Origin of the sequence: Phaeobacter sp. B1627 (genome assembly GCF_006265095.1) — a bacterium.
GTDB lineage: Bacteria > Pseudomonadota > Alphaproteobacteria > Rhodobacterales > Rhodobacteraceae > Epibacterium.
On sequence record NZ_VCNK01000042.1, the window covers coordinates 1 to 21,926 of the forward strand.

Annotated in this window: 16 protein-coding genes and 1 tRNA gene; 6 read left to right on the forward strand and 11 right to left on the reverse strand. The window is 63.1% G+C overall.

Features of this window, described 5'->3' with window-relative positions; genetic code table 11:
• Positions 1 to 96: 96 nt before the first annotated feature.
• From FGE21_RS18140 to FGE21_RS18150, 3 genes are all read right to left on the reverse strand, one after another.
• Positions 97 to 993 carry a NaeI family type II restriction endonuclease gene (locus FGE21_RS18140; RefSeq protein ID WP_139664829.1) on the reverse strand — a complete coding sequence of 299 codons (897 nt, stop codon included), beginning with the start codon at positions 991 to 993 and terminating at the stop codon, positions 97 to 99.
• A gap of 81 nt (positions 994 to 1,074) precedes the next feature.
• The gene (locus tag FGE21_RS18145) at positions 1,075 to 2,034 is read right to left on the reverse strand and encodes a DNA cytosine methyltransferase (RefSeq protein WP_139664830.1); all 960 of its coding nucleotides are present in this window, start codon (positions 2,032 to 2,034) and stop codon (positions 1,075 to 1,077) included.
• Positions 2,035 to 2,167: 133 nt separating this feature from the next.
• Positions 2,168 to 2,242, reverse strand: a tRNA-Gly gene (locus FGE21_RS18150).
• A 233-nt stretch (positions 2,243 to 2,475) separates the two neighbouring features.
• Between FGE21_RS18150 and FGE21_RS18155 the strand changes: the two genes are divergently transcribed.
• A complete protein-coding gene (locus FGE21_RS18155; protein WP_139664831.1) occupies positions 2,476 to 3,405 on the forward strand; it encodes a YHYH protein in 930 nt (309 codons plus the stop codon).
• A 323-nt stretch (positions 3,406 to 3,728) separates the two neighbouring features.
• Here the strand turns inward: FGE21_RS18155 and FGE21_RS18160 are convergent, their stop codons facing one another.
• On the reverse strand, positions 3,729 to 7,169 hold the full coding sequence (locus tag FGE21_RS18160; RefSeq protein WP_139664832.1) for a pyruvate carboxylase: 3,441 nt from the start codon (positions 7,167 to 7,169) through the stop codon (positions 3,729 to 3,731).
• A 441-nt stretch (positions 7,170 to 7,610) separates the two neighbouring features.
• On the opposite strand from FGE21_RS18160, the gene FGE21_RS18165 reads away from it, so the two are divergent.
• Both FGE21_RS18165 and FGE21_RS18170 read left to right on the forward strand, forming a co-directional pair.
• Positions 7,611 to 8,045 (forward strand): BLUF domain-containing protein, encoded by a 435-nt coding sequence (locus tag FGE21_RS18165; RefSeq protein ID WP_139664833.1) that lies wholly within the window; start codon positions 7,611 to 7,613, stop codon positions 8,043 to 8,045.
• Positions 8,046 to 8,241: 196 nt separating this feature from the next.
• Entirely contained in the window at positions 8,242 to 8,799 is a 558-nt protein-coding gene (locus tag FGE21_RS18170) for a GNAT family N-acetyltransferase (protein ID WP_139664834.1), read from the forward strand.
• Positions 8,800 to 9,013: 214 nt separating this feature from the next.
• On the opposite strand, the gene FGE21_RS18175 is transcribed toward FGE21_RS18170, so the two are convergent.
• The gene (locus FGE21_RS18175) at positions 9,014 to 10,189 is read right to left on the reverse strand and encodes an alpha-hydroxy acid oxidase (protein ID WP_139664835.1); all 1,176 of its coding nucleotides are present in this window, start codon (positions 10,187 to 10,189) and stop codon (positions 9,014 to 9,016) included.
• 219 nt (positions 10,190 to 10,408) lie between these two features.
• On the opposite strand from FGE21_RS18175, the gene FGE21_RS18180 reads away from it, so the two are divergent.
• Positions 10,409 to 12,781, forward strand: coding sequence for an ATP-dependent helicase (locus tag FGE21_RS18180; protein WP_139664836.1), 2,373 nt, complete (start codon positions 10,409 to 10,411; stop codon positions 12,779 to 12,781).
• 509 nt (positions 12,782 to 13,290) lie between these two features.
• Here FGE21_RS18180 and FGE21_RS18185 read toward each other — a convergent pair.
• Positions 13,291 to 13,509 carry a DUF1127 domain-containing protein gene (locus FGE21_RS18185; RefSeq protein ID WP_139664837.1) on the reverse strand — a complete coding sequence of 73 codons (219 nt, stop codon included), beginning with the start codon at positions 13,507 to 13,509 and terminating at the stop codon, positions 13,291 to 13,293.
• Positions 13,510 to 13,832: 323 nt separating this feature from the next.
• Here FGE21_RS18185 and FGE21_RS18190 point away from each other — a divergent pair, with 323 nt between their 5' ends.
• Both FGE21_RS18190 and FGE21_RS18195 read left to right on the forward strand, forming a co-directional pair.
• Positions 13,833 to 14,903 (forward strand): Mrp/NBP35 family ATP-binding protein, encoded by a 1,071-nt coding sequence (locus FGE21_RS18190; protein ID WP_139664838.1) that lies wholly within the window; start codon positions 13,833 to 13,835, stop codon positions 14,901 to 14,903.
• A gap of 284 nt (positions 14,904 to 15,187) precedes the next feature.
• Positions 15,188 to 16,219: a histone deacetylase family protein gene (locus FGE21_RS18195; RefSeq protein WP_139664839.1), complete on the forward strand. Its 1,032-nt coding sequence runs from the start codon at positions 15,188 to 15,190 to the stop codon at positions 16,217 to 16,219.
• 65 nt (positions 16,220 to 16,284) lie between these two features.
• Here the strand turns inward: FGE21_RS18195 and FGE21_RS18200 are convergent, their stop codons facing one another.
• The 5 genes from FGE21_RS18200 to FGE21_RS18220 all read right to left on the reverse strand — a co-directional run bounded on the left by FGE21_RS18200 (position 16,285) and on the right by FGE21_RS18220 (position 21,925).
• On the reverse strand, positions 16,285 to 17,310 hold the full coding sequence (locus tag FGE21_RS18200; RefSeq protein ID WP_139664840.1) for an extracellular solute-binding protein: 1,026 nt from the start codon (positions 17,308 to 17,310) through the stop codon (positions 16,285 to 16,287).
• Positions 17,311 to 17,338: 28 nt separating this feature from the next.
• Positions 17,339 to 18,145: an ABC transporter permease gene (locus FGE21_RS18205; protein ID WP_139664841.1), complete on the reverse strand. Its 807-nt coding sequence runs from the start codon at positions 18,143 to 18,145 to the stop codon at positions 17,339 to 17,341.
• Entirely contained in the window at positions 18,138 to 19,040 is a 903-nt protein-coding gene (locus FGE21_RS18210) for an ABC transporter permease (RefSeq protein WP_139664842.1), read from the reverse strand. The genes FGE21_RS18205 and FGE21_RS18210 overlap by 8 nt, the downstream gene beginning before the upstream one ends.
• A gap of 35 nt (positions 19,041 to 19,075) precedes the next feature.
• A complete protein-coding gene (locus tag FGE21_RS18215) occupies positions 19,076 to 20,131 on the reverse strand; it encodes an ABC transporter ATP-binding protein (RefSeq protein ID WP_139664843.1) in 1,056 nt (351 codons plus the stop codon).
• Positions 20,132 to 20,275: 144 nt separating this feature from the next.
• Positions 20,276 to 21,925, reverse strand: coding sequence for a gamma-glutamyltransferase (locus tag FGE21_RS18220; RefSeq protein ID WP_139664844.1), 1,650 nt, complete (start codon positions 21,923 to 21,925; stop codon positions 20,276 to 20,278).
• Position 21,926: the final 1 nt, after the last annotated feature.

The following is a 21,926-nucleotide window of genomic DNA, read 5'->3' on the forward strand; positions in this document are numbered from 1 at the left end:
CTCTACCCCTGAGCTACGCCCGCTTCCTGTTCGGTGAGAGGTGATTTAGGCAATCACATCCCAAAGCGCAAGAGGAAAAACACGGGGCTCAGGGCCTCAGGAGGCGGGGACCGGATGGCCCGCTGCGGCGGCAAGGCGGTGGTGTTCGGGATCTGTCAGCCGGGTCGAGATGAATTCCGATGCGGCGCAGGGCGGCAGCCCGAGGGCGCGGATCAGTTGCGCATCGCGGCGGCCCTCAAGGATCAGACAGGCCTCGCGCCCCAGAATGTCACGGGTGCCGCTGCCGCCGTCAGACCGGATCCGGCGCATGAAGTCCTTTTGAGCCGCGACCGCCTCGACGACATCGCGGGGGATGGGCCGGGCCTGAACCTCGCGGAACAGGGTCGCCATGCGGGCGTTGCCGCTTTCGCCAGACACGATCTGTGCCACCACGGGTGCGGGCAGGCTGCGCCAGAAATTGGCCGGGTAGGGGTGATCCTGCAGCAGCCAGAGGATATGCGAGAACCCCTCTGCCGAAATGCTGCGCTTTGCGTCCTTGTTCTGGCCGCGGGTCAGATAGGCGGGCCGCGCCACGATCAGCCCGAGGTAGCATCGGGCGCGGGGTTCGTCAGCCGCCACCAGAAGGCAGGGCTGGTCGACGGCCTCGGTCGGGATCATCCAGTTGCTGCCCATCGTGTGCTTGATGTCCACGTCCTGCCCGAGGATCTCTGTATCCAGCCGCCCTTTGCGCAATCCGAGAAGGGCGCGCAGCTCGATTTCGACCCGGGTGCCGATATAGGTCTTCTCGGTCTTTTCCAGGTCCTCATAGGCGCGCCGCCCGGTCTTGGCCGTCAGGATCACCGCATCGATGCAGTCGCGCAGCATTGCAGGAAAACACCGTTCCAGCTCCAGCACGCCGCCTGCGCGGGTCACGACCTCCTCGGCCAGCGCGTGCAGCCGGGAGTAGTCGGGATGGCCGGGAGCCATCTGTGTCTGCGGCAGCTTCTGTTTCATGGCGCTGGATAGGGCAGCGCAGACCGCAGCAGGGCAGGCTGCGCGGCGGGCAGGGGGTCAGGCGGGGGCTCGGGCAGAGGGTCAGGCCGAGACGACATGCAGGTTCGGCTTGGCAATCGCGGCGCGGATCTGGCGCGCGACCGCCTCGGCCACGGGCGGAGGAAAGGCGTTGCCGACCTGCCGGTAGGCATTGGTCTTGGCACCGGTAAAGTGCCATGAGTCGGGAAACCCCTGCAGTCGCGCCACCATCCGCACCGTCAGGCGCGGCATGTCGTTATGAAACGGATCGGGTGCCTCATTGGCGATGGTGCGCCCCTCGACCCCCAGAGCAGCCCAGGCGCGCCGGGCCCGAGTCGGCCCCAGATCCGGGCCGCCGTGTTTCTTGGACCCGCCGACAATGGTCGGGGCGATCTCGTCGGCCTTGCTCGCCCAGTCCTCGGCACCGCGCCAGCCGCGCTCCTGCATCAGATCCAGCAGCGTTTCGCCAACGGTGGCGGGATTCCTCGGCCGGGGTTCGGGCCAGTCGAACTGATCTGCGAATTCACGCCGCAGGGCCACGATCGCCACGCGGGGGCGCAATTGCGGCACCCCGTAGTCAGAGGCGTTGAGCAGCCGCCAGTCGGTTTCATAGCCCAGTTTCGACAATTGATGTTTCAGCTTTTCGCGGTAGTCGTGAAAGACCGCATCCAGAAAGCCGCGCACGTTCTCGATCATCACGGCGCGGGGGCGGGTGGCGTCGACGATCTCGATGGCGTCGTCAAAGAGGTTGCGTTCGTCCTTTTCGCCGAGCTGCTTGCCGGCCACGGAAAACGGCGGGCAGGGCAGGCCACCGGCCAGGAGGTCGATGCCGCGATACTCCGCAGCCCGGGCTTTGAAGTCACGCACATCCTCTTCCAGCACATTCCACGCAGGCCGGTTGTGGCGCAGGGTCGCGCAGCAGTGCTTGTCGATTTCCACCAGCGCCGTGTGGTCAAATCCGGCCTTCTCCAGCCCGAGGGCCTGACCGCCCGCACCTGCGCATAGTTCCACCGATGTCAGCATCTGTTCCGCCCGCCTGCAAAAGGAGTTCTTGGTCTGTTCACACCGTGTGATAGCCCGTCTCAGCCCGGGAGCGCAAGCCTGTCGTGCCGTTCCGAGCTGTCTTTGCATCTGTGTGATCTTGGGGAGGACCGACTGGAGCGGGCGAGGCGATTCGAACGCCCGACCCTAACCTTGGCAAGGTTATGCTCTACCCCTGAGCTACGCCCGCATCCTGTTCGGTGAGGTGGGTTCTAGGCGGCGCGGCAGGGGGGCGCAAGCGGAAAATGGTCGGGGTCTCGCAAATTTTGCCCGTGGTCGCGACGGAACGGTCGGGCGCGGCCGTATTATCGGGGAACAGTCGGGACGCTGGGCCGGGATCGGGGCTGACCCGTGGCATCCGGCACTGCCCGCAGGCCGAAAGCAGGCCAGAAGCAGGTCGGCAACAAGAGGGAGGGATCAGGAATGACCGCAAAGGATATCATACGTCTGTCGGCACTGGTGGCGGCGATGGCTGCTGGGGTGGCGGCGCGGACGGATGCGCAGGGCGCCCCGCATATGCGGGTACATACCGCGACCGAGGCGCAGGAGACGACCCTGTTGCCCGCGACCCGTGTCCCCAGCGGTGGCCAGGTTCAGACCTCGACCACCGGCGACCGTGTGCGGATGACGGCCAACGGCATCCCGGACCATGCCGTGGGCAAATTTCCGAACCGGGACAATCCCCACCGGATTTCGGCGCAGTCCTACCGGTTCGAGACCGGCCCGGCCGAGATCCGCCGCACGGCGCAGGCCCTGCGGCGGGGCGGCATCATGGGGGTGGCCGTCAACGGGGTGCCGTTTGATCCGGGGGCGGCGGAGTTCTGGATGGGGCGGCCGGATCTCGGCTGGCAATACGAGGCGCTGGGCGGCGCGGTGAAATTGGGTCTGGATGCGAACCACGCCCATGTGCAACCCTCAGGGGCCTATCACTATCACGGGTTGCCAACCGGGCTGATGAAGCAATTGGGGTGGTCGGCGCAGGCGGAATCGCCTTTGATCGGCTATGCGGCGGATGGCTTTCCGATTTATGCGTTGACGGCGGTCCGGGAGGGGCGCGTGGTCGAGATGACATCCTCCTGGCGGCTGAAGCCGGGGCAGCGACCGGGGGGCGCATATCCGTCCGGGATGCATGATGGCGCATTCGTTCAGGACTACACCTATGTGGCCGGTGCGGGGAGCCTGGATGCCTGCAACGGGGCGCGGGTGGTGACCCAGGATTATCCGCAAGGCACCTATGCCTATTTCCTGACGCGGGACTTTCCGGTGGTGCCGCGCTGCTTGGTGGGGGATGCGGGGAGCAGTTTCACCAAGCCCCGTCTGCCCGGCCGAACTCCGGGTGCGGCGCGTCCCTGACGCACGGCGCCCCGGGCCGGACCTGCGCGCCGTGACGGGGGAGCGGTTGGGCTTGCGGCTGGGCTTGCGGTCTGGCCTGCGGTTGCACAGGGGCTGCAGGAAGGTCAGTGAGGCTGACCTATTGTTTCGCGTGCGAAACAATAGGTCAAAAGGGGTGAACCAACTTGTGGGGGGGGGCCAGCGCGGACGCCACATTAACCGGCCACAGATCGGCCAAAAGTCGGCCGGCAGGCGAGCAGAGACCCGTTTGAGACCGACCGGACCTTTGGGGTGGGGGCGGAGAGATGTTTTGACGGAGGCCCGAAACGGATCGGGCCGCCGGGTTATTCCAGCTCGACCAGAAGATCCTTTGCGTCGATCTGACCGCCCGGCTGTACATGCACGGCCTTGACCACCGCGTCGCGTTCGGCATGAAGACCGGTTTCCATTTTCATCGCCTCGATGGTCAGCAACAGATCGCCCTCTTTCACCTGTTGTCCCGGCTGCACCCCGATCGAGGCCACAACACCGGGCATCGGCGCGCCGACGTGGCTGGTGTTGCCGGCCTCGGCCTTGGGGCGCTGAGCGGTGGTGGATTTCACCAGACGGTTCGGCACGCGGATGACGCGGGGCTGGCCGTTCAGCTCGAAGAACACTTTGACCTCGCCGTTCTCGTCGGTCTCGCCGATGGCCTGCAGCCGGATTTCCAGCGTCTTGCCGGGGCCGATTTCCGCGGTGATCTCGTCACCCGGTTCCATCCCGTAGAAGAAGGTCTGCGTCGGCAGGCTGCGCACCGGGCCATATTGGCGATGGCGGCCCATGTAGTCGAGGAAGACCTTGGGATACATCAGATACCCGTTCAGATCCTCGTCATCGACGGTGAACCCTTCAAGCTCTTTGGACAGCTCGCGGCGGGTGAGTTCGAGATCGACCGGCTTCAGGTGGGCGCCGGGGCGGTCGGTGTTGGGGGCCTCGCCCTTCAGGATCTTGGCGACAATGTTCTCGGGGAAGCCACCGGGAGGCTGGCCGAGGTTGCCGCGCATCATGTCCACCACCGAGTCGGGGAAGGAGAGATCGGTGTCCGGGTCCTCGACCTGCGCGCGGGTGAGGCCCTGGCTGACCATCATCAGCGCCATGTCACCGACCACCTTGGAGGAGGGGGTGACCTTGACGATATCGCCGAACATCTGGTTCACATCGGCATAGGTCTGGGCGACCTGATGCCAGCGATCCTCCAGCCCGAGGCTGCGCGCCTGCGCCTTGAGGTTGGTGAACTGGCCGCCGGGCATCTCGTGCAGATAGACCTCGGAGGCGGGGGCCTGCAGGCCGCTTTCAAAGGCCGCGTATTGCGCCCGCACGCTTTCCCAATATTCCGAGATCTGGCGGATATTGCCGATGTCGAGGCCGGTGTCGCGGTCGGTGTTCTTCAGCGCCTCCACGATGGAGCCGAGGCAGGGCTGGGAGGTGCCGCCGGAGAAGGCATCCATCGCCGCATCGACCGCATCGACGCCTGCGTCCGCCGCCGCGAGGATGGTGGCGCCCGCAATGCCCGAAGTGTCATGGGTGTGGAAGTGGATCGGCAGGCCGACTTCTTCTTTCAGCGCCTTGATCAGGAGCTTGGCAGAGCTGGGTTTCAACAGCCCCGCCATGTCCTTGAGGCCCAGCACATGGGCCCCTGCGGCCTCCAGTTCCTTGGCCATGCCGACATAGTATTTGATGTCGTATTTGGCGCGGGCGGGGTCGAGGATATCGCCGGTGTAGCAGATGGAGCCTTCGCAGATCTTGCCGGATTCCACCACCGCATCCATGGCGACGCGCATGTTTTCGACCCAGTTGAGGCTGTCGAAGACGCGGAAGACATCAATGCCCTTGGCGGCTTCTTTCACGAAGAACTGCACGACGTTGTCGGGATAGTTGGTATAGCCGACGCCGTTGGAGGCCCGCAGAAGCATCTGCGTCATCAGGTTCGGCATCGCCTCGCGGAGGTCACGCAGGCGCTGCCAGGGGCATTCCTGCAGGAAGCGGTAGGCCACATCGAAGGTGGCGCCGCCCCAGCATTCCACCGAGAACAGCTGGCTGAGGTTCTGCGCATAGGCCGGCGCCACCTTGATCATGTCAATCGAGCGCATCCGCGTGGCCAGCAGGGACTGGTGGCCATCGCGCATGGTGGTATCGGTCAGCAGCAGCTGGCGCTGCGCTTTCATCCAGTCGGCGACGGCCTGCGGGCCCTTTTGTTCCAGCAGGTTGCGGGCGCCATAGGGCAGGTTGCCCTTGTCGACCCGGGGCGCGCGCGGCGGTTTCAGATCCGGGTTCGGCGCGGCGCGGCCTTCGGTCTCCGGGTGACCGTTCACGGAAATATCCGCGATATAGGTCAGCACCTTGGTGCCGCGATCCCGGCGCTTGGCGAATTGGAACAGCTCCGGCGTCTCGTCGATGAATTTGGTGGTGTATTCATTGTTGAGGAAGGTCGGATGCTTCAGCAGGTTCTCGACAAAGGCGATATTGGTGCTGACACCGCGCACCCGGAATTCGCGCAGGGCACGGTCCATGCGGGCAATCGCCTTTTCGGGGGTCTGGGCCTTGGCGGTGACCTTGGTCAGCAGGCTGTCATAGTACCGCGTGATCACGCCGCCCGCATAGGCGGTGCCGCCGTCCAGACGGATGCCCATGCCGGTGGCCGAGCGATAGGCGGTGATGCGGCCATAGTCGGGAATGAAGTTGTTCAGCGGATCTTCGGTGGTGACCCGGGTCTGCAGCGCATGACCGTTCAGGACAATCTCCGACTGGGAGGCCTTGCCGGTGGCCTCAGCCAGGGTCTTGCCCTCGGCGATCAGGATCTGAGCCTGCACGATGTCGATGCCGGTGACTTCTTCGGTGACAGTATGTTCCACCTGCACCCGGGGGTTGACCTCGATGAAGTAGAATTTGCCGGTCTCCATATCCATCAGGAATTCGACGGTGCCTGCGCATTCATAGTTCACATGCTGGCAGATCTTGCGGCCGAGGTCGCAGATCTCGGTGCGCTGGGCCTCGGTTAGATAGGGGGCGGGTGCGCGTTCGACCACCTTCTGGTTGCGGCGCTGCACGGAGCAGTCGCGTTCGAACAGGTGATAGATCTCGCCGTGTTTGTCGCCGAGGATCTGGACCTCGACATGGCGGGCGCGGATGATCATCTTTTCCAGATAGCCCTCGCCATTGCCAAAGGCGGCTTCGGCCTCGCGGCGGCCTTCCAGCACTTTTTCTTCCAGCTCGTCCTCGGAGTGGATCGGGCGCATGCCGCGCCCGCCGCCGCCCCAGCTGGCCTTCAGCATCAGGGGGTAGCCGACCTCTGCCGCTTCCTTGCGGATGGCGTCCATATCGGTGCCCAGCACTTCGGTCGCCGGGATCACCGGCACGCCGGCCTCCATCGCGACGCGGCGGGCCGAGGCCTTGTCCCCAAGCGCGCGCATGGTTTCCGCCTTGGGTCCGATGAAGGTGATACCGTTGCGGGCGCAGGCGTCCACGAAATCGGGGTTCTCGGACAAAAGCCCATAGCCCGGATGGATCGCATCCGCACCGCATTCCTTGGCGACGCGGATGATTTCGTCGATCGAGAGGTAGGCCGCGACCGGGCCGAGCCCCTCGCCGATACGATAGGCTTCGTCCGCCTTGAAGCGGTGAAGGCCCAGTTTGTCCTCCTCCGCATAGACGGCAACGGTGCGTTTGCCCATTTCGTTGGCGGCGCGCATCACACGGATGGCGATTTCGCCACGGTTGGCAATTAGGATCTTGTTGAACTCTGTCATCTGTCCCCCGAGGTCTTGATGGGTTGGGCGGTGCTGGCGGCTGTGTGAAGGCAGGCCGGCCGGGCTTTGGGAATTTTGCGGTATGCTCGCGCTCAGTTACGCCCTTGTTTCCTGAATTCCGGCGGATGGGAATGCCGAAATGAGAAGCTTGTGCCCCGCACGCCGGGTTTCGCCGCCGAAAAGCTCCGCAATGGAGGGTGGTCTGGCGATGTTGTACCGAGCCTGACGGACAGACGCACGTACTTTTTTGCACTGCAGCATTCTGGCGGATAGACCGGCGTGTTAACCACTCTTTCGGGTAGGGCTTCTATTCGAAGGCATTTCAGGTAAATTTTAATCAATGGCATTTTAATCAATGTCGTCGGATCTGTGAGAAACGATCCCCGAGACCCCAGGAAAAGCAAGGTCATACGCCCACGGTTAGTCAAGGAATTCCCAAAGATGCACCGTTTTGTCTATGTCAGCACCGCCACAGGCCCGTTGTCCGCGCATCAGATTGCGGATATCGCGGGCGCGTGCCACCGCAACAACCGCCGCGCCGGTCTGACCGGGATCCTGGTGGTCCATCAGGGCAAGTTTTTCCATATTCTCGAAGGCGATGAGACGGCGATCCGCCGCCGGGCGCAAAAGATTCAGGACGATCCGCGCCACAGCACGTTCGAAGTTATCGAAGCCCGGGAAATCCAGAGGCGCGCCTTTGTTGACTGGACCTTTGTGCATGAGATGCCGGAGCGCCTGCCTTTGCTCGGTACTGAAAACGTCGCCACGCTGCGCGATCTGATGCCGATCAACAGCCCGCTGCGGGGCCGTGACCTGAGCGTGCGGCATATGGTGCGCGATTTCCTTGCCAGCTTTAAACAGTTGGTCGCGGCGTGAGGGCCATCTGAAGACCCGGCCTGAGCGACCTGAGTGACCTGGGCGACCTGAGGGGCAGCGGCAGGAAGGGCATTGCGACGGGGATCGCTCTGGCTGTTGCGGCCCGATTTACACAGGCAGATTTACACAGGCAGATTTACACGGGCAGTCTCATACGGTTTGAATGGCGCGGAAATTCATCCTGGAGATCGGCTTCATGAGGTTGCTCAAGCCAAGTGTTGACCACATTCCGGCGTATCTCTCAGCCCTGAAAAGAGGCTGGTCGCCGGACAATCTGCGTCCCGATGCGGCACAGGACCAAATCGCGCGCATCGAAAGCGACGCGGATTCATTTGTGGCGGGTCTGGATGATCCCACCGCCAGCGCCGGTCCCATTACGCTGCCCGATGGTACAAAAGTCCCGCGTCTGCCAAGCCTGCGCCGGTGGATCTGGGACAATGAATTCTGCGGCCACATCAGCTTGCGCTGGAGGCCGGGAACGGAGGAGCTGCCGCCGACATGTTCGGGTCACATCGGATATGCTGTCGTGCCGTGGCGAAGCGGGGAGGGACTGGCGTCCGCGGCGCTGCGTGCACTTCTTCCCGAGGCAACAACCGCAGGCTTGTCCTATGTCACCATTACCACAAGTCCCGACAATCCTGCATCAATGCGGGTGATCGAAAAGGCCGGTGGCGCGCTGCAAAGATCCTATACTGCCGACAGGGCGCTTGGGGGGCGTGAGACGCTGGAGTTCAGAATTTCGCTGGGGTCGTGAATGACGTTTATGGCAGCCGACAGGCCACCCGGGATCCGCGGCCCGATCGCCGGATGAAATGGGTTGGCTCACAGGGGCTGGCTCAAAGAGGGTGGCTCACAGGGGGGGCCAAAGAGGCTGGCTCAAAGGGGCCGACTCACTGAGGCCGACTCACTGGGGCTCGTCGTCCAATCTGACGCCGGATGGCGTCTGGTCGCGCGCGCAAGGGGTGGCTTCACTCCAGCCTGATCTGTTTCACCCCGCGCAGCTCCGCCAGGGTGGCGACGCCGAGCTGGCCCATGTTGGCCTGCAGGTCCTTGGTCAGGATCTCGGTGAGATGCGCGGGACCGCGAGGGCCGAGGGCCGCCAGCGCATAGTGGTACGCCCGGCCCAACATCACATAATCGGCCCCAAGCGCCAGCGCGCGCAGGATGTCGAGACCCCCTTCGATGCCGCTGTCAAATATCAACGGCAGCGGCGTGGCGGCACGCAGCTCCGGCAGGGCCTCGATCGTGGCGGGGGCGGCGTCGAATTGCCGGCCTGCGTGGTTGGAGATCCAGATCGCATCGACCCCGGCGGCCTGCAGGCGGGGCGCATCGCGCGCGTCCAGCACGCCCTTCACCACCAGCGGTCCGTCCCAGTGATCGCGCAGCCACTGCAGGTAGCTCCAGTCGGGGGCGGTGCGCAGCAAATAGCCGATATGGGCGGTCGAGGACCGTGCCGCCGCAGGGTTTTCGGTGTCGCCGCCGCCGGTATAGGCGTCCAGCGTGCGCATGTGCGGCATGCCGCCGTCGCGCCAGTGCTGGCGCGCCATGCCGACCGCCCATGCCGGGCGCTGCAGAACCTGTGACAGCAGGCGCGGGGTCAGGCGGGGGGGCTGCGTCAGGCCCGACCGTACCTGCCGTTCGCGGCGCGAGGCCACCGGGACATCCACGGTCAGCACCAGTACCCGGAAGCCGGCCGCGCGGGCCCGGGCGAGCATGTCCTTGCGGATGGTTTCGTCCTTTGGCGGGTACATCTGGAACCAGCCCTGCGCGCCCAGATGGGGGGCGAGATCCTCGGGGCTTTGGCTGGCGACGGTGGACAGGCCGTAGGGGATGCCTGCGGCGCGGGCGTGGCGCGCGAGGTGGCCTTCGGCATCCGGCCAGATCAGCCCCGACATGCCCACGGGGGCTATGCCAAAGGGCAGGGGGAGGCGCTCTGCGAACAGGGAACAGCCGAGATCCACCTGCTTTGGGCCGCCGAGGATGGCGGGCATCAGCCCGATCCGGTCAAGCGCCAGACGGTTGCGCGCCTGGGTGGCTTCCTGGCCGGTGGCGCTGTCGAGGAAGTCCCAGACAAACCGCGGCAGGCGGCGGCGCGCCCGGGCGCGCAGGTCATGAAGTCCGGGGTAGTGCTGATCCAAAGTCATGTCGCAGGTTACGCCCCGGCCGATGCGATTCGGCAAGTCGGCAATGCCGGTGGACGTCACTGCAGGGCCCGGGGAGGGCGGGGGAGCGCCAGAGGAGGGCATTGCGAGGCCCGCAGGGCGCGGCAAATCGGGCCAGCCGGAAAATATCGGTTGAAATTATCAGAACAGGTCGTGAACAAACGCTTTCCCTCCGGGGCTGATATCTCTAGATTGATCCGCATGAGCAGTTTCGACGAAATGGACGCCTTTGAGGGCGCATCGCTGTCCGCCCGCGCCATGGCCGCGCGGCCCATGCCATATCTTGACGGGCTCAATGATGCCCAGCGGGAGGCGGTGGAGACCCTGGAGGGCCCGGTTCTGATGCTGGCGGGCGCGGGCACCGGCAAGACCAAGGCGCTGACCACCCGTATTGTTCACCTGTTGTCCACCGGCCGGGCCCGCACCAATGAAATCCTGGCGGTGACCTTTACCAACAAGGCGGCGCGCGAGATGAAGGAACGGGTGGGCCGGATGCTCGGTCAGCCCGCCGAGGGCATGCCCTGGCTGGGCACGTTCCACTCCATCTGTGTGAAGCTGCTGCGCCGTCATGCGGAGTTGGTCGGGCTGAAATCGAATTTCACGATCCTTGATACCGATGACCAGATCCGCCTGTTGAAGCAGCTGATCCAGGCGGCGGGGATTGATGACAAACGCTGGCCTGCACGGATGCTGGCCAATATCATCGACGACTGGAAGAACCGGGCCCTGACCCCGGCCAAGGTGCCCGCCGGTGATGCCAGCGCCTATAACTATCGCGGCACCGAATTCTACGCCCAGTATCAGACCCGGCTCAAGGAGCTGAACGCCGTCGATTTTGGCGATCTGCTGTTGCATGTGGTGGAGATTTTCCAGAACAACCCGGACCTTCTGGCGCAGTATCATCGCTGGTTCCGCTTCATTCTGGTGGACGAATATCAAGATACCAACGTGGCCCAGTATCTGTGGCTGCGGCTTTTGGCCTCTGGACACAAGAACATCTGCTGCGTCGGTGATGACGATCAGTCGATCTACGGCTGGCGCGGCGCCGAGGTGGGCAATATCCTGCGGTTTGAAAAGGATTTTTCCGGCGCCAAGGTGATCCGGCTGGAGCAGAACTATCGCTCCACGGCGCATATTCTGGCGGCGGCGTCGGGGGTGATCCGGGGCAATGAGGGCCGTCTGGGCAAGGAGCTGTGGACCGAGGCGGAGGGCGGCGAAAAGGTCCGTCTGATCGGCCATTGGGACGGCGAGGAAGAGGCCCGCTGGATCGGTGAGGAGATCGAGGCGACACAGCGCGGCACCCGCGGCCAACGGCCGATCGGCCTCAATGGGATGGCGATTCTGGTACGGGCGTCGCATCAGATGCGCGCCTTCGAGGACCGGTTTCTGACCATCGGGCTGCCCTATCGTGTCATCGGCGGGCCGCGGTTCTATGAACGGCTGGAGATCCGCGATGCCATGGCCTATTTCCGCCAGGTGATCAGCCCTGACGATGATCTGGCCTTTGAGCGGATCGTCAACACGCCGAAACGCGGGCTGGGCGACAAGGCGCAGCAGACCATCCAGACCGTGGCGCGTGCCAATGGCGTCTCGCTGGTCGAGGGGGCGCGGCTCGCGGTGGATGAGGGGCTGATCAAGGGCAAGGGGGGCACGGCCCTGCGCCGGCTGGTCGATGATCTGGGGCGCTGGGGGCGGATGCTTGGCGCAGGTGATCTGTCTCATATGGAGCTGGCCGAGATCATTCTGGACGAGTCCGGCTACACGACCATGTGGCAGAATGACAAGAATCCCGATTCGCCCGGGCGTCTGGAAAACCTCAAGGAACTGGTCAAGGCACTGGAAAACTTCGAGAACCTGCAGGGGTTTCTCGAACATGTCAGCCTGGTGATGGACAATGACAAACAGGATGCGGACCAGAAGGTATCGATCATGACCCTTCATGCGGCCAAGGGGCTGGAGTTTCCGGCAGTCTTTCTGCCCGGTTGGGAGGATGGCCTGTTCCCGTCGCAGCGCTCGATGGATGAAAGCGGCCTCAAGGGCCTCGAGGAAGAGCGTCGGCTGGCCTATGTGGGGATCACCCGCGCCGAGGAAGTCTGCACGATTTCATTCGCAGGCAACCGGCGGGTCTTCGGGCAGTGGCAATCGCAGCTGCCATCGCGGTTTGTGGATGAGTTGCCGCAGGAACATGTGGAGGTGCTGACCCCACCGGGTCTCTACGGCGGCGGCTACGGGGCTGCGGCTCCGGGCGGTGTCGGATTTGATGACACGCCGGTCCGCTCCACCATCGAAGAGCGGATGACGCAGGCGGATGGCTATAATTCCCCGGGCTGGAAGCGCATGCAGGCGCGGGCCGGCGAGCGCAACCTGAGCAAGCCGAGGGAGAGCCGGGCCCCGGTGATCGACCTCACCGCGACCTCTGCCTTCACCGTCGGGGAACGCGTGTTCCACCAGAAGTTCGGGTATGGGGTCATCCTCGGCACCGAAGGCGACAAGCTGGAAGTGGAATTTGATAAGGCGGGCGTGAAAAAAGTCGTCGCCCGCTTCGTATCCGCAAGCGATGACGTCCCTTTCTAAGCGGATCATGACAGTCTGAGGCGGTCGGATCGCATCGCGATCCGATCCGGGCGGTGGGGCCGCAGGGGCATAGCCCCTGCGGCCCCACCGCCACCCTCCGAATCCACATCCCGAATCCACATCCCGAACCGACATCCCGAATCCACCCCCTGACATGAAAATCAGTCGGCAATCCTGCGCCGGTCTCTGTGCGCTGACCTCAATACCCGCCTGCGCGGTGACGCGGCGCAGGCGGGAACCGCAGCTGCATGTCCAGACCGGACTGCAGACCTGGTTTGCCGACACTTCTGATGAAAAGGGGGGGGGTAAAACAGAAAACGGCGGCACCCAGGGAGGAGGAGGGGTGCCACCGTTCTGTCAAACACCGGATTAAAGGGAGGAGGAAATCCGATGTATCTGTGCCCGGCTCGGGGCCGGTATTAAGTGCGGTGGCATCAGGGAGGAGGAAGATGCCACCGCGTAGGACAGGTCCTTAAGGGAGGAGGAGAAAGGACCTGATCTCGGTTAACTCAGTTTGCGCCGTAGGCGGCCTCAAGGGCGACGCGCTTCAGCATGGAGCGGTTCAGCCCCAGGTCTGCAAGATCACGGGACGAAAGCTCGTTCAGCTCGTTCAGTGTCTCGCGATATACACGGTATTGAGCGAATTTCTCACGGGCCACCTGAAGCATATGCGCGACGCCGCCAGCTGCAAAAGTCTTTTGTGCGTTGATCGAATTCAGGGTTGCCATCGTTACGTCTCACTCGTGTCTGTTCGTCGGGGCCAGACGCCCGTCAGTGTGTTGTCGTCTCTGTTGATCCTTAAGATAAACGAATGCTGCAAACGCACAATCCGGGAAATGGTCATTTCTGCTATGCAGCAAGTGCATGGGTATAACCGATTATTTTCCGATAACGCCCAAAATGAATGCGCGAATATTTCTGAATGGTGTATCTGTGAGCAATATTTGACCGAACTCGCCGTTACCGCTGCCATTTTGGCACTTGGGGGATGCCGGGGGACCTCTTATATCCGATGAGACCGCTTTTTGAGTGGGGAAAGGGGACTTCGCAGATGAGCGTGACCACAAAAGAGATTCGATCCGCGCTGGAACGTCTGGCCTTGCCCGACGGCGGCACCCTGGTATCGCGGGACATGATCCGCGCCCTGACCGTGGAGGACGGGGCGGTTCGCTTCGTGATCGAAGCGCCTTCGCCGCAGATTGCGGGCCAGATGGAGCCCCTGCGCCGCGCGGCAGAGGCCACTGTCGCCGCCCTGCCGGGGGTAGAGACCGTCTCCGTGGTTCTCACCGCACATGGGCCTGCGCCCAAGGCGCCCGCGCCGAGCCTGAAGGTGGGCGGTCATCCCAAACCGCAGGTCGGCCCTCTGAAACCCTCTGGCGTCAACCGCATTCTGGCCATCGCCTCGGGCAAGGGGGGCGTGGGCAAATCCACAGTCAGCGCCAATCTTGCCGTGGCGCTGGCCCGGCAGGGGCGCAAGGTCGGGTTGTTGGATGCAGATATATACGGGCCCAGCCAGCCGCGCATGATGGGCGTATCCGGTCGCCCCGCGAGCCCGGATGGCACCATCATTGAGCCATTGCACGCCCATGGGGTCACGATCATGTCAATCGGCTTCATGGTGGAGGAAGGCAAGGCAGTGGTCTGGCGCGGGCCGATGTTGATGGGCGCGCTGCAGCAGATGCTGGGCCAGGTGAACTGGGGCGAGCTGGATGTGCTGATCGTCGATCTGCCACCGGGCACCGGCGACGTTCAGCTGACGCTCTGCACCAAGGCGGAGCTGAGCGGCGCCATTGTGGTCAGCACACCGCAGGATGTGGCGCTGATCGACGCCCGCAAGGCGCTCGACATGTTCAACACGCTGAAGACGCCGGTGCTTGGGCTGATTGAGAACATGTCGTTCTTCACCTGTCCCGATTGCGGCAGCAGCCATCATATCTTTGGCCATGGCGGCGTCGCCGACGAGGCGCGCGATCTCGGGCTGCCTCTGCTCGGCGCCTTGCCGATTGACCTTGATACGCGTTTGGCAGGCGACAACGGGACGCCGATTGCCGCAGGCGAGGGCGCCATGGCAGACGCCTATGCGAAGATCGCCGCAGGGCTGGTCGAGGGGGGCATGGCCTGACGGCGGCCGGGGCTTTGGGGCAGGGCGCAGTATCCCGCGTCTGGGTGCGGCGTCGCAGGGCCTGCAGATGCGGATATCGCCACGTGCCCGCAGCAGACGCCGGTGGAGGCCCCTTTGGAGCGTGCCCGGCGATCTCGCTGTTGCTGACCGAGCGGATCTGAAACCTTTGCGCCCCGGGGGGGGGTGTGAAAAATGGGGCCCGGTGATATTGCGCGGCTTCTCTTTGGGCCGACAGTTTGGCAAGGTTCTGACATCACCACAAATCCCAAAGGATCATCACTCGCATGCGCGTTGTTTACAGCGAAGATCACCGGCTTCATTTCCCACAGGCTGAATTGTCGGGCGGGCAGTTCGTCACCCCGTTCGAGCGTCCGTCCCGGGTTGAATATGTGCTGAACCGGCTGAAGGAGCGGCAGCTGACCGATATCATCGCGCCGGATGCGGTGGACATGGAGCCGGTGCGGGCGCTGCTTGACCCCGGTTATCTGAGCTTTCTTGAAACCGCGTGGGACGAATGGAAGAAAGAAGGCATGGCGGGCGAGATCATCGCGGCCAACGTGCCTGCGCGGGGGATGCATCTGGACCGCATCCCCACCAATATCGACGGCAAGGTCGGCTATTACTGCCATGCATCGGAAACGGCGATAACCCGGGGCACATGGGCCGCCGCCCTGTCATCCGTGGCCAGTGCCCAGACCGCGCAGCGGCTGGTGGCCGCTGGCGCCGACAGCGCCTTTGCCCTCTGTCGCCCCCCCGGTCACCATGCGACGGCGGACCAATATGGCGGCTACTGCTTTATCAATAACGCGGCGGTGGCGGCGCAGATGTTTCGCACCTCCGGTGCCGATAGGGTCGCGATACTGGATATCGATTTCCACCATGGAAACGGTACTCAGTCGCTGTTTTATGACCGATCCGATGTGATGTTCGCATCGCTCCATGGCGCCCCGCAGGAGGCCTATCCCTATTATCTCGGCTACGCGGACGAGACCGGGCGGGGGGCTGGCGAAGGGACCAATCTGAACTACCCGATGCCATTCGGCACGGATTACGCCACCTGGTCGGCTGCATTGGATGACGCGATTGCCAGGATCAGGGCATGGGGGGCTGAGGCCCTGGTCCTGTCCCTCGGCGTTGATGCCTACAAGGACGACCCGATCAGCTTTTTCCGCCTCGACAGCGATGATTTCACGGATGCGGGGCGCCGGATCGGGGCCATGAAGCTTCCGACGGTGATCTGTATGGAGGGGGGCTATGCGATCGAGGCTGTGGGCATCAATACGGTCAACGTATTGGAGGGCTTCAAGGGCGCATAAAGCGGCGTTGGCCTATGGCAAAGGGGCGGCGAGGGGCCGCACAGCAGCCCCTCTCTTTTTCTGCGTTACTTGAGAAGCTCTGTCCAGATCGCGGTATAGAGATCGGTGGCGGACTGAGGGCAGGTGGGGATGAACTGACCGGCGGCTGCGAACTCTGCCGGGGCCACGATTTCGGGCGCGGTCTTCATGTCTTCGGGCATGAAGGCCTCGGAGCCTGCGACGCCGTTGGCATAGCGGGCAAACTCGGAGATCATCGCGGCGTTTTCCGGCTCAAGGATGAAGTTGATGAATTGATAGGCTTCGTCAACGTTCTTGGCATCCGACAGCAAGGCGACGGAATCCATGAACAACGGATAGCCTTCCTTGGGGTAGCCGTAGACCACGTCGGGGTTGTTGATCCGGGCGCGCATGGTGGACCCGTTCCAGTTGACGGAGGCCGCATAGTCACCGGAGGACAGTTTGTCGGTGGTGCCATAGTCCATCGACAACCATTTCGGTTTCGCCGCCATCAGCTTGTCCCGCACCTGCTTGAGCACGGTGAGGTCTTCGGTACAGGCCTCGCCGCCGAGGTTGAAGATCGCCATGTTCAGCACATCCGTCATCTCGGGAACAACGTTGATCTTGCCCTCCAGCTCTGCGGGCGGATCCATGAACAGCTCTGAGGTATTCACATCGCCGCCGTAAACGGAGGTGTTGACCGCAATGCCGACCGAGCCCCATTGCCACGGCACGGTATGGGTGCGGCCCGGATCCCAAGGCACGTCTTTCCACTCGGCTGCAATATTGCCGATATTGGGAATTTTGCTGTGGTCCAGCTCGGCGATCAGCCCTTTGCGGACGTAAACCGGGATATAGTTGGCAGAGGGGACAACCAGATCATAGCCGGACCCACCCGCTTCGACCTTGGTCAGGGCCGTGGTGTTGCTGTCGTAGTCGGTGATCGTCACCGTGATGCCGGTCTCTTCCGTGAATTTTTCGATCATTTCCGGGCTGGTGTAATTGCCCCAGTTGAAAAGGTTCAGTTGCCCCTCGGCCAGGGCGCCGCATGCGCTGCCCAGAAGAGCTGTTGTTGCGATCAGAAGGGTCTTCATGTGGGTCTCCACTGTTGATGAAATCGGGTTAGTCCCGCTTTTTGGTTACAAATACGAACAGGGTGAGGATCAGCACCGTCACCACCAGCAGGGCGGTCGAAATGGCATTGACCTCGGGCGTCAATGCCCTGCGCAACTGGCCAAGCATGTAGGTTGGCAGCGTATCCTGTCCGGCAGATTTTACAAACTCGGTGATGATGACGTTATCGAGCGAGATGATGAAGGCCAGCATCGCGCCGGCGATCACCCCCGGAAACAGAAGCGGCAGGGTCACATAGCGAAAACTCTGCCAGGCGGAAGCATAGAGATCGGCGGCGGCGGTCTCCATGCTGGTGTCCATGCCCTCCAGCCGAGCCTTGATCGGCAGATAGGCAAACGGAATGCAAAACGCCGAATGGGCGAGGATCAGATAGCCCAGACCGGTATATCCGGTGGCGATCTTGACCGAGGAAAAGAAGATCAGCAGCGCCACGGCGGTGACAATCTCGGGCACCATCAGGGGCTGGTTGATGATGATGTAGATCACCGTCTGGCCGCGGAATTTTCCCCGTCTGGTGGTGCCGAGCGCCGCCATCGTGGCCAGTGTTGTCGAGATGACGGAGGCCCAGAGCGCAATGATCAAGGACCGCGCCGTGGCCGCCTGGACGGCCTCATTCTGGGCGGCGACCGCGTACCAGTCCAGCGAAAACCCACCCCATTGGTTCACGGAATTCCCGCCATTGAAGGAATAGACGACCAGCGTCACAATCGGGGCATAGAGCAGAATGAAGGCAAGGACGGCGATCAGCGTAAAGCCGGGTAGGGTCGTCACATCAAAGGCGCGAGGCTTAGCCATTGGGGTCCTCCCGGGACGACACTTTGGTGTAGATCACCAGCGACACCAGAACGATGGCGAGCAACAAGGTGGAAAGCGCGGCCCCGAGAGGCCAGTTCTGCCCCTGACCGAACTGCAGTTCGATGAAATTGCCGATCATCATGTTCTTGCCGCCGCCCAGAACCCGTGGGGTGACATAGGCTCCGAGGCTGGGAATGAAGACCAGAATGCTGCCTGCGATGATCCCCGGTTTGATGATGGGGAGGATGACCCCCCGCAACACCTGCCAGCGCGAGGCATAGAGATCATATCCCGCCTCGATCAGCCGGAAATCGAACCTGTCGACAGCGGCATAGAGCGGCAGCACCATCAGCGGCAGGTAGACATAGGTCATCCCGATCAACACCGCCGTGTCGGTGTACAGGATCTGTATCGGTTCTGATATCAGCCCGGCATGCATCAGGAAGGTGTTGAGGATGCCCTGGTTGCGGATCACTTCCATGATCGCGAAGGTGCGGATCAGGAGGTTCGTCCAGAACGGGATGGTGATCAGGAACAGCCAGAATGCCCGCGATCTGGCCGGCCGCGTCGCGATGAACCAGGCGGTGGGCAAGCCGAAGGCAAATGTGATCGCCGTGGTCATGATCGACAGTTTCACGGACCGCCAAAAGATCGTCAGGTTCGCGTCGGCCAGGCTGATTGTCTGGTCAAAGATGTCTTTCTCGAACAGGACGCGAAACCAGCCTTCGCCGGAGAGGACCCAGCGCACACCGGAATAATCGCCCTTTTCCAGGAGGGAATAGATCGCCACGATAATCAGCGGCCCGCTGGCGGCCACCGCCAACAGAAGCAGCGCCGGGGTGGAGAGGAGCCATCCATCCAGCCCCTTGCTGCGAGGTCCCCGTGTACTACTCATCGGTTTTTCTCATGGGTTTGACTCATGGGGTTTTCTCATGATTTCAACACCTGCACCGCCTGGGTGTCGATCTCCACGACCACTGTGTCACCTACGGTATAGCGATCAGCAGAGTTGGACTGAACGCGGGCGACCAGCTCGCTGTCATCGATGAGCGCAAGCGTGTAATGTGTATCGGTGCCCAGATAGGTTGTCTCCACGATCCTGGCGCCGATCCCGGCGCCGTTGGGGCGCAGGCTGACATGCTCGGGTCGGATCGCCAGTGTCACCGCCCCGGTTTCGTCCTTCAGACTCACCGCCAGCGCATCGCCGGTGCCGATGCGCACCAGACCTTGATCAACGGTGCCCGACAAAAAGTTGGTCTCTCCGATAAAATCCGCCACAAAGCGGTTTACGGGGCGATCATAAATCTCGTGAGGCGATCCCACCTGCAACAGCGCGCCCGCCGACATGACCGCGATGCGGTTGGACATGGTCAGCGCCTCTTCCTGATCATGGGTGACGAAGATGAAGGTAATCCCGGTCTCCGATTGCAGGCGCTTCAGTTCGCTCTGCATCTCCTTGCGCAGCTTGAGGTCCAGCGCGGACAGGGGCTCGTCCAGAAGCAACACCTGCGGTTCCGGGGCCAGGGCCCGCGCGAGCGCCACACGCTGTTGCTGACCGCCGGACAGTTGCTGGGGCAGGCGGGTTGCGAAATCCTCAAGCTTGACCAGCGCCAATACGCGCTCCACCGCGCTGGCGACCTCGGCGGCGGGTTTGCCCTGCATTTTCAGACCAAATCCGACATTCTGCGCGACTGTCAGATGTGGAAACAGCGCATAGGACTGAAAGACCGTGTTGATTGGCCTCTCATTCGGGGGCGTGTAGGTGATGTCCTGCCCCGAAAGAGAGATCACGCCCGATGTCGGGGTTTCAAAGCCCGCAATGCAGCGCAGCAGCGTGGTCTTGCCACAGCCGGAAGGCCCCAGAAGGGTGAAAAACTCGCCCTTCTCGATAGAGAGCGAGACATCCCCGAGGGCCGACACCGCGCCCGACCCCTTGCCGTATATTTTTCCGACGTTGCGTGCGTCGATCGCTATTTCTGTATTCAATTTCCGACTCCTGAATGTCGACGGTGCGCTGCGGCAAGAAACTTTGCAAGGTAATCTATCGCCGCCCGCGCCCTGCCGGGGCAGGAGGGAGCAGAGCGGGGCATGAGGGGACCGGACACAGGCTGGCGTTGTGATGTTTGCATGTCACAGGGGTTCTGCAACCGCGTCGCCCCAGGCGGTCATCACCTCGCAGGCGCCAAAGCGCTGGGCGCCCGAGTTGGGCCCAGTGTCTGGCCCCGTTTCGAGCCCAGTGTTTGGCCCCGTGTCTGGCCCAGTGTTTGGCCCAGTGTTTGGCACAGTTTCGAGCACGGCGGCGGGGCAGGCAAAGGGATAGGGCAACAGGGACCGATGGGTCACGGTCACCGGGTTGATTGCACTGAGCGCTGCGAGGACGGCCGGGTCCAGCCGGTCATCGGCCACGATGCCGCTGCCGCCGGATATATCGATCCGGGGCTGGTCAAAGGCCTGTTCAATGTCCATGCCGAAATCTGTGAGACAGGACGCGATCTGGGCCACGGCGCCGACGATCTTGCGCCCGCCCGAGGCCCCAAGCGCGAACCGGCTGCCTCCTGTCTGGCCCAGCACCGGACAGACATTCATCAGGCAGGGCTTTCCTGGGGCAAGGGAATTGGCTCGCCCCGGTTCCGGATCAAACCACATGATCCCGTTGTTCATCAGAAAGCCGGTGGACGGAGACACCACCCGGGCGCCGAAAATCGACAGCAGCGTCTGGGTATGCGCAACCATGTTGCCGTCCCGGTCGACCACTGAGAAATGCGTGGTGCAGCCGGGCGCTTCGGGAGACTCGCCATCATGGCCCATGGTCGCAAGCCGGTCGCGGTAGGCCGTGGACATGGCGCGGGCAAAGGCCGGATAGAGCGCATCTGTCGTCGGCAGGTCCTCTGTTGCCAAGAGCCGCATCGCGTGGGCGAAGGTCGGTCCCGCCGTCAGTTCAGGCGCGACGTGAAACACCGCGTCGCGATATGGAACGGTCAGAGGCGGTTGAAACCGCGCCCGGTTGGCGGCCAGATCATCAGAGGTCAGGTAGCCGCCTTTGTCGCGGATATCTCTGGCCATGGCCGCGCCCAGATCACCGCCATGCAATGCCTCTGCCCCTTCGCGCGCGATGATATCGAGGCTGTCGGCCATGCGGGACTGGTCAAGCCTGTCCTCGCTCAGGGTGGTCCATGAAAACGGACGTGGCCATTGGCCTTCCGTCAGGAACAGTGCTGCGGCATCCGGGTCGGCCGCGAGTTCGCGGGTGGCGCTGGCGATGATGAGGGCGGCGTACCAGTCGATCGCCATGCCGCGTTTCGCATGATCAATGGCGGGGGCCAGGACCTCTGCCCAGGGCAGGCGCCCCCAGCGTTTGTGAGGTGCTTCCAGCCCGTCGACCATGGCCGGGACCGCAATCGCTCTTGCGCCTTGTACGTTTGTATCCCCCACGACCCGGCGCCACGGAAAGAGATCTCCGGCGATGCCCTCTGCGGCGAGCGGGAAGTCCTCGGTCCGCAAACCGGCCGGGGAGCGCATCCCGAAATTCAGCGCATGTGCCTCGCCTGTATCGGCGCGCCAGTGCAGGGCCGCACCGCCGCCGGCCGGGCCGGACATCCAGGGTTCCAGCACCGCGCAGACAAAACCGCAGGCAACAGCCGCATCAACCGCGTCACCTCCCGCTCTCAGCACCTCCGCGCCGGCTTCGGCGGCCTGACGGTGCTGTGCGGCGACGACACCCCGGTCGGTTTTCACCACATGTTTGCGGATTTCCATGTTTCGCGACAATGCGTCCGACATT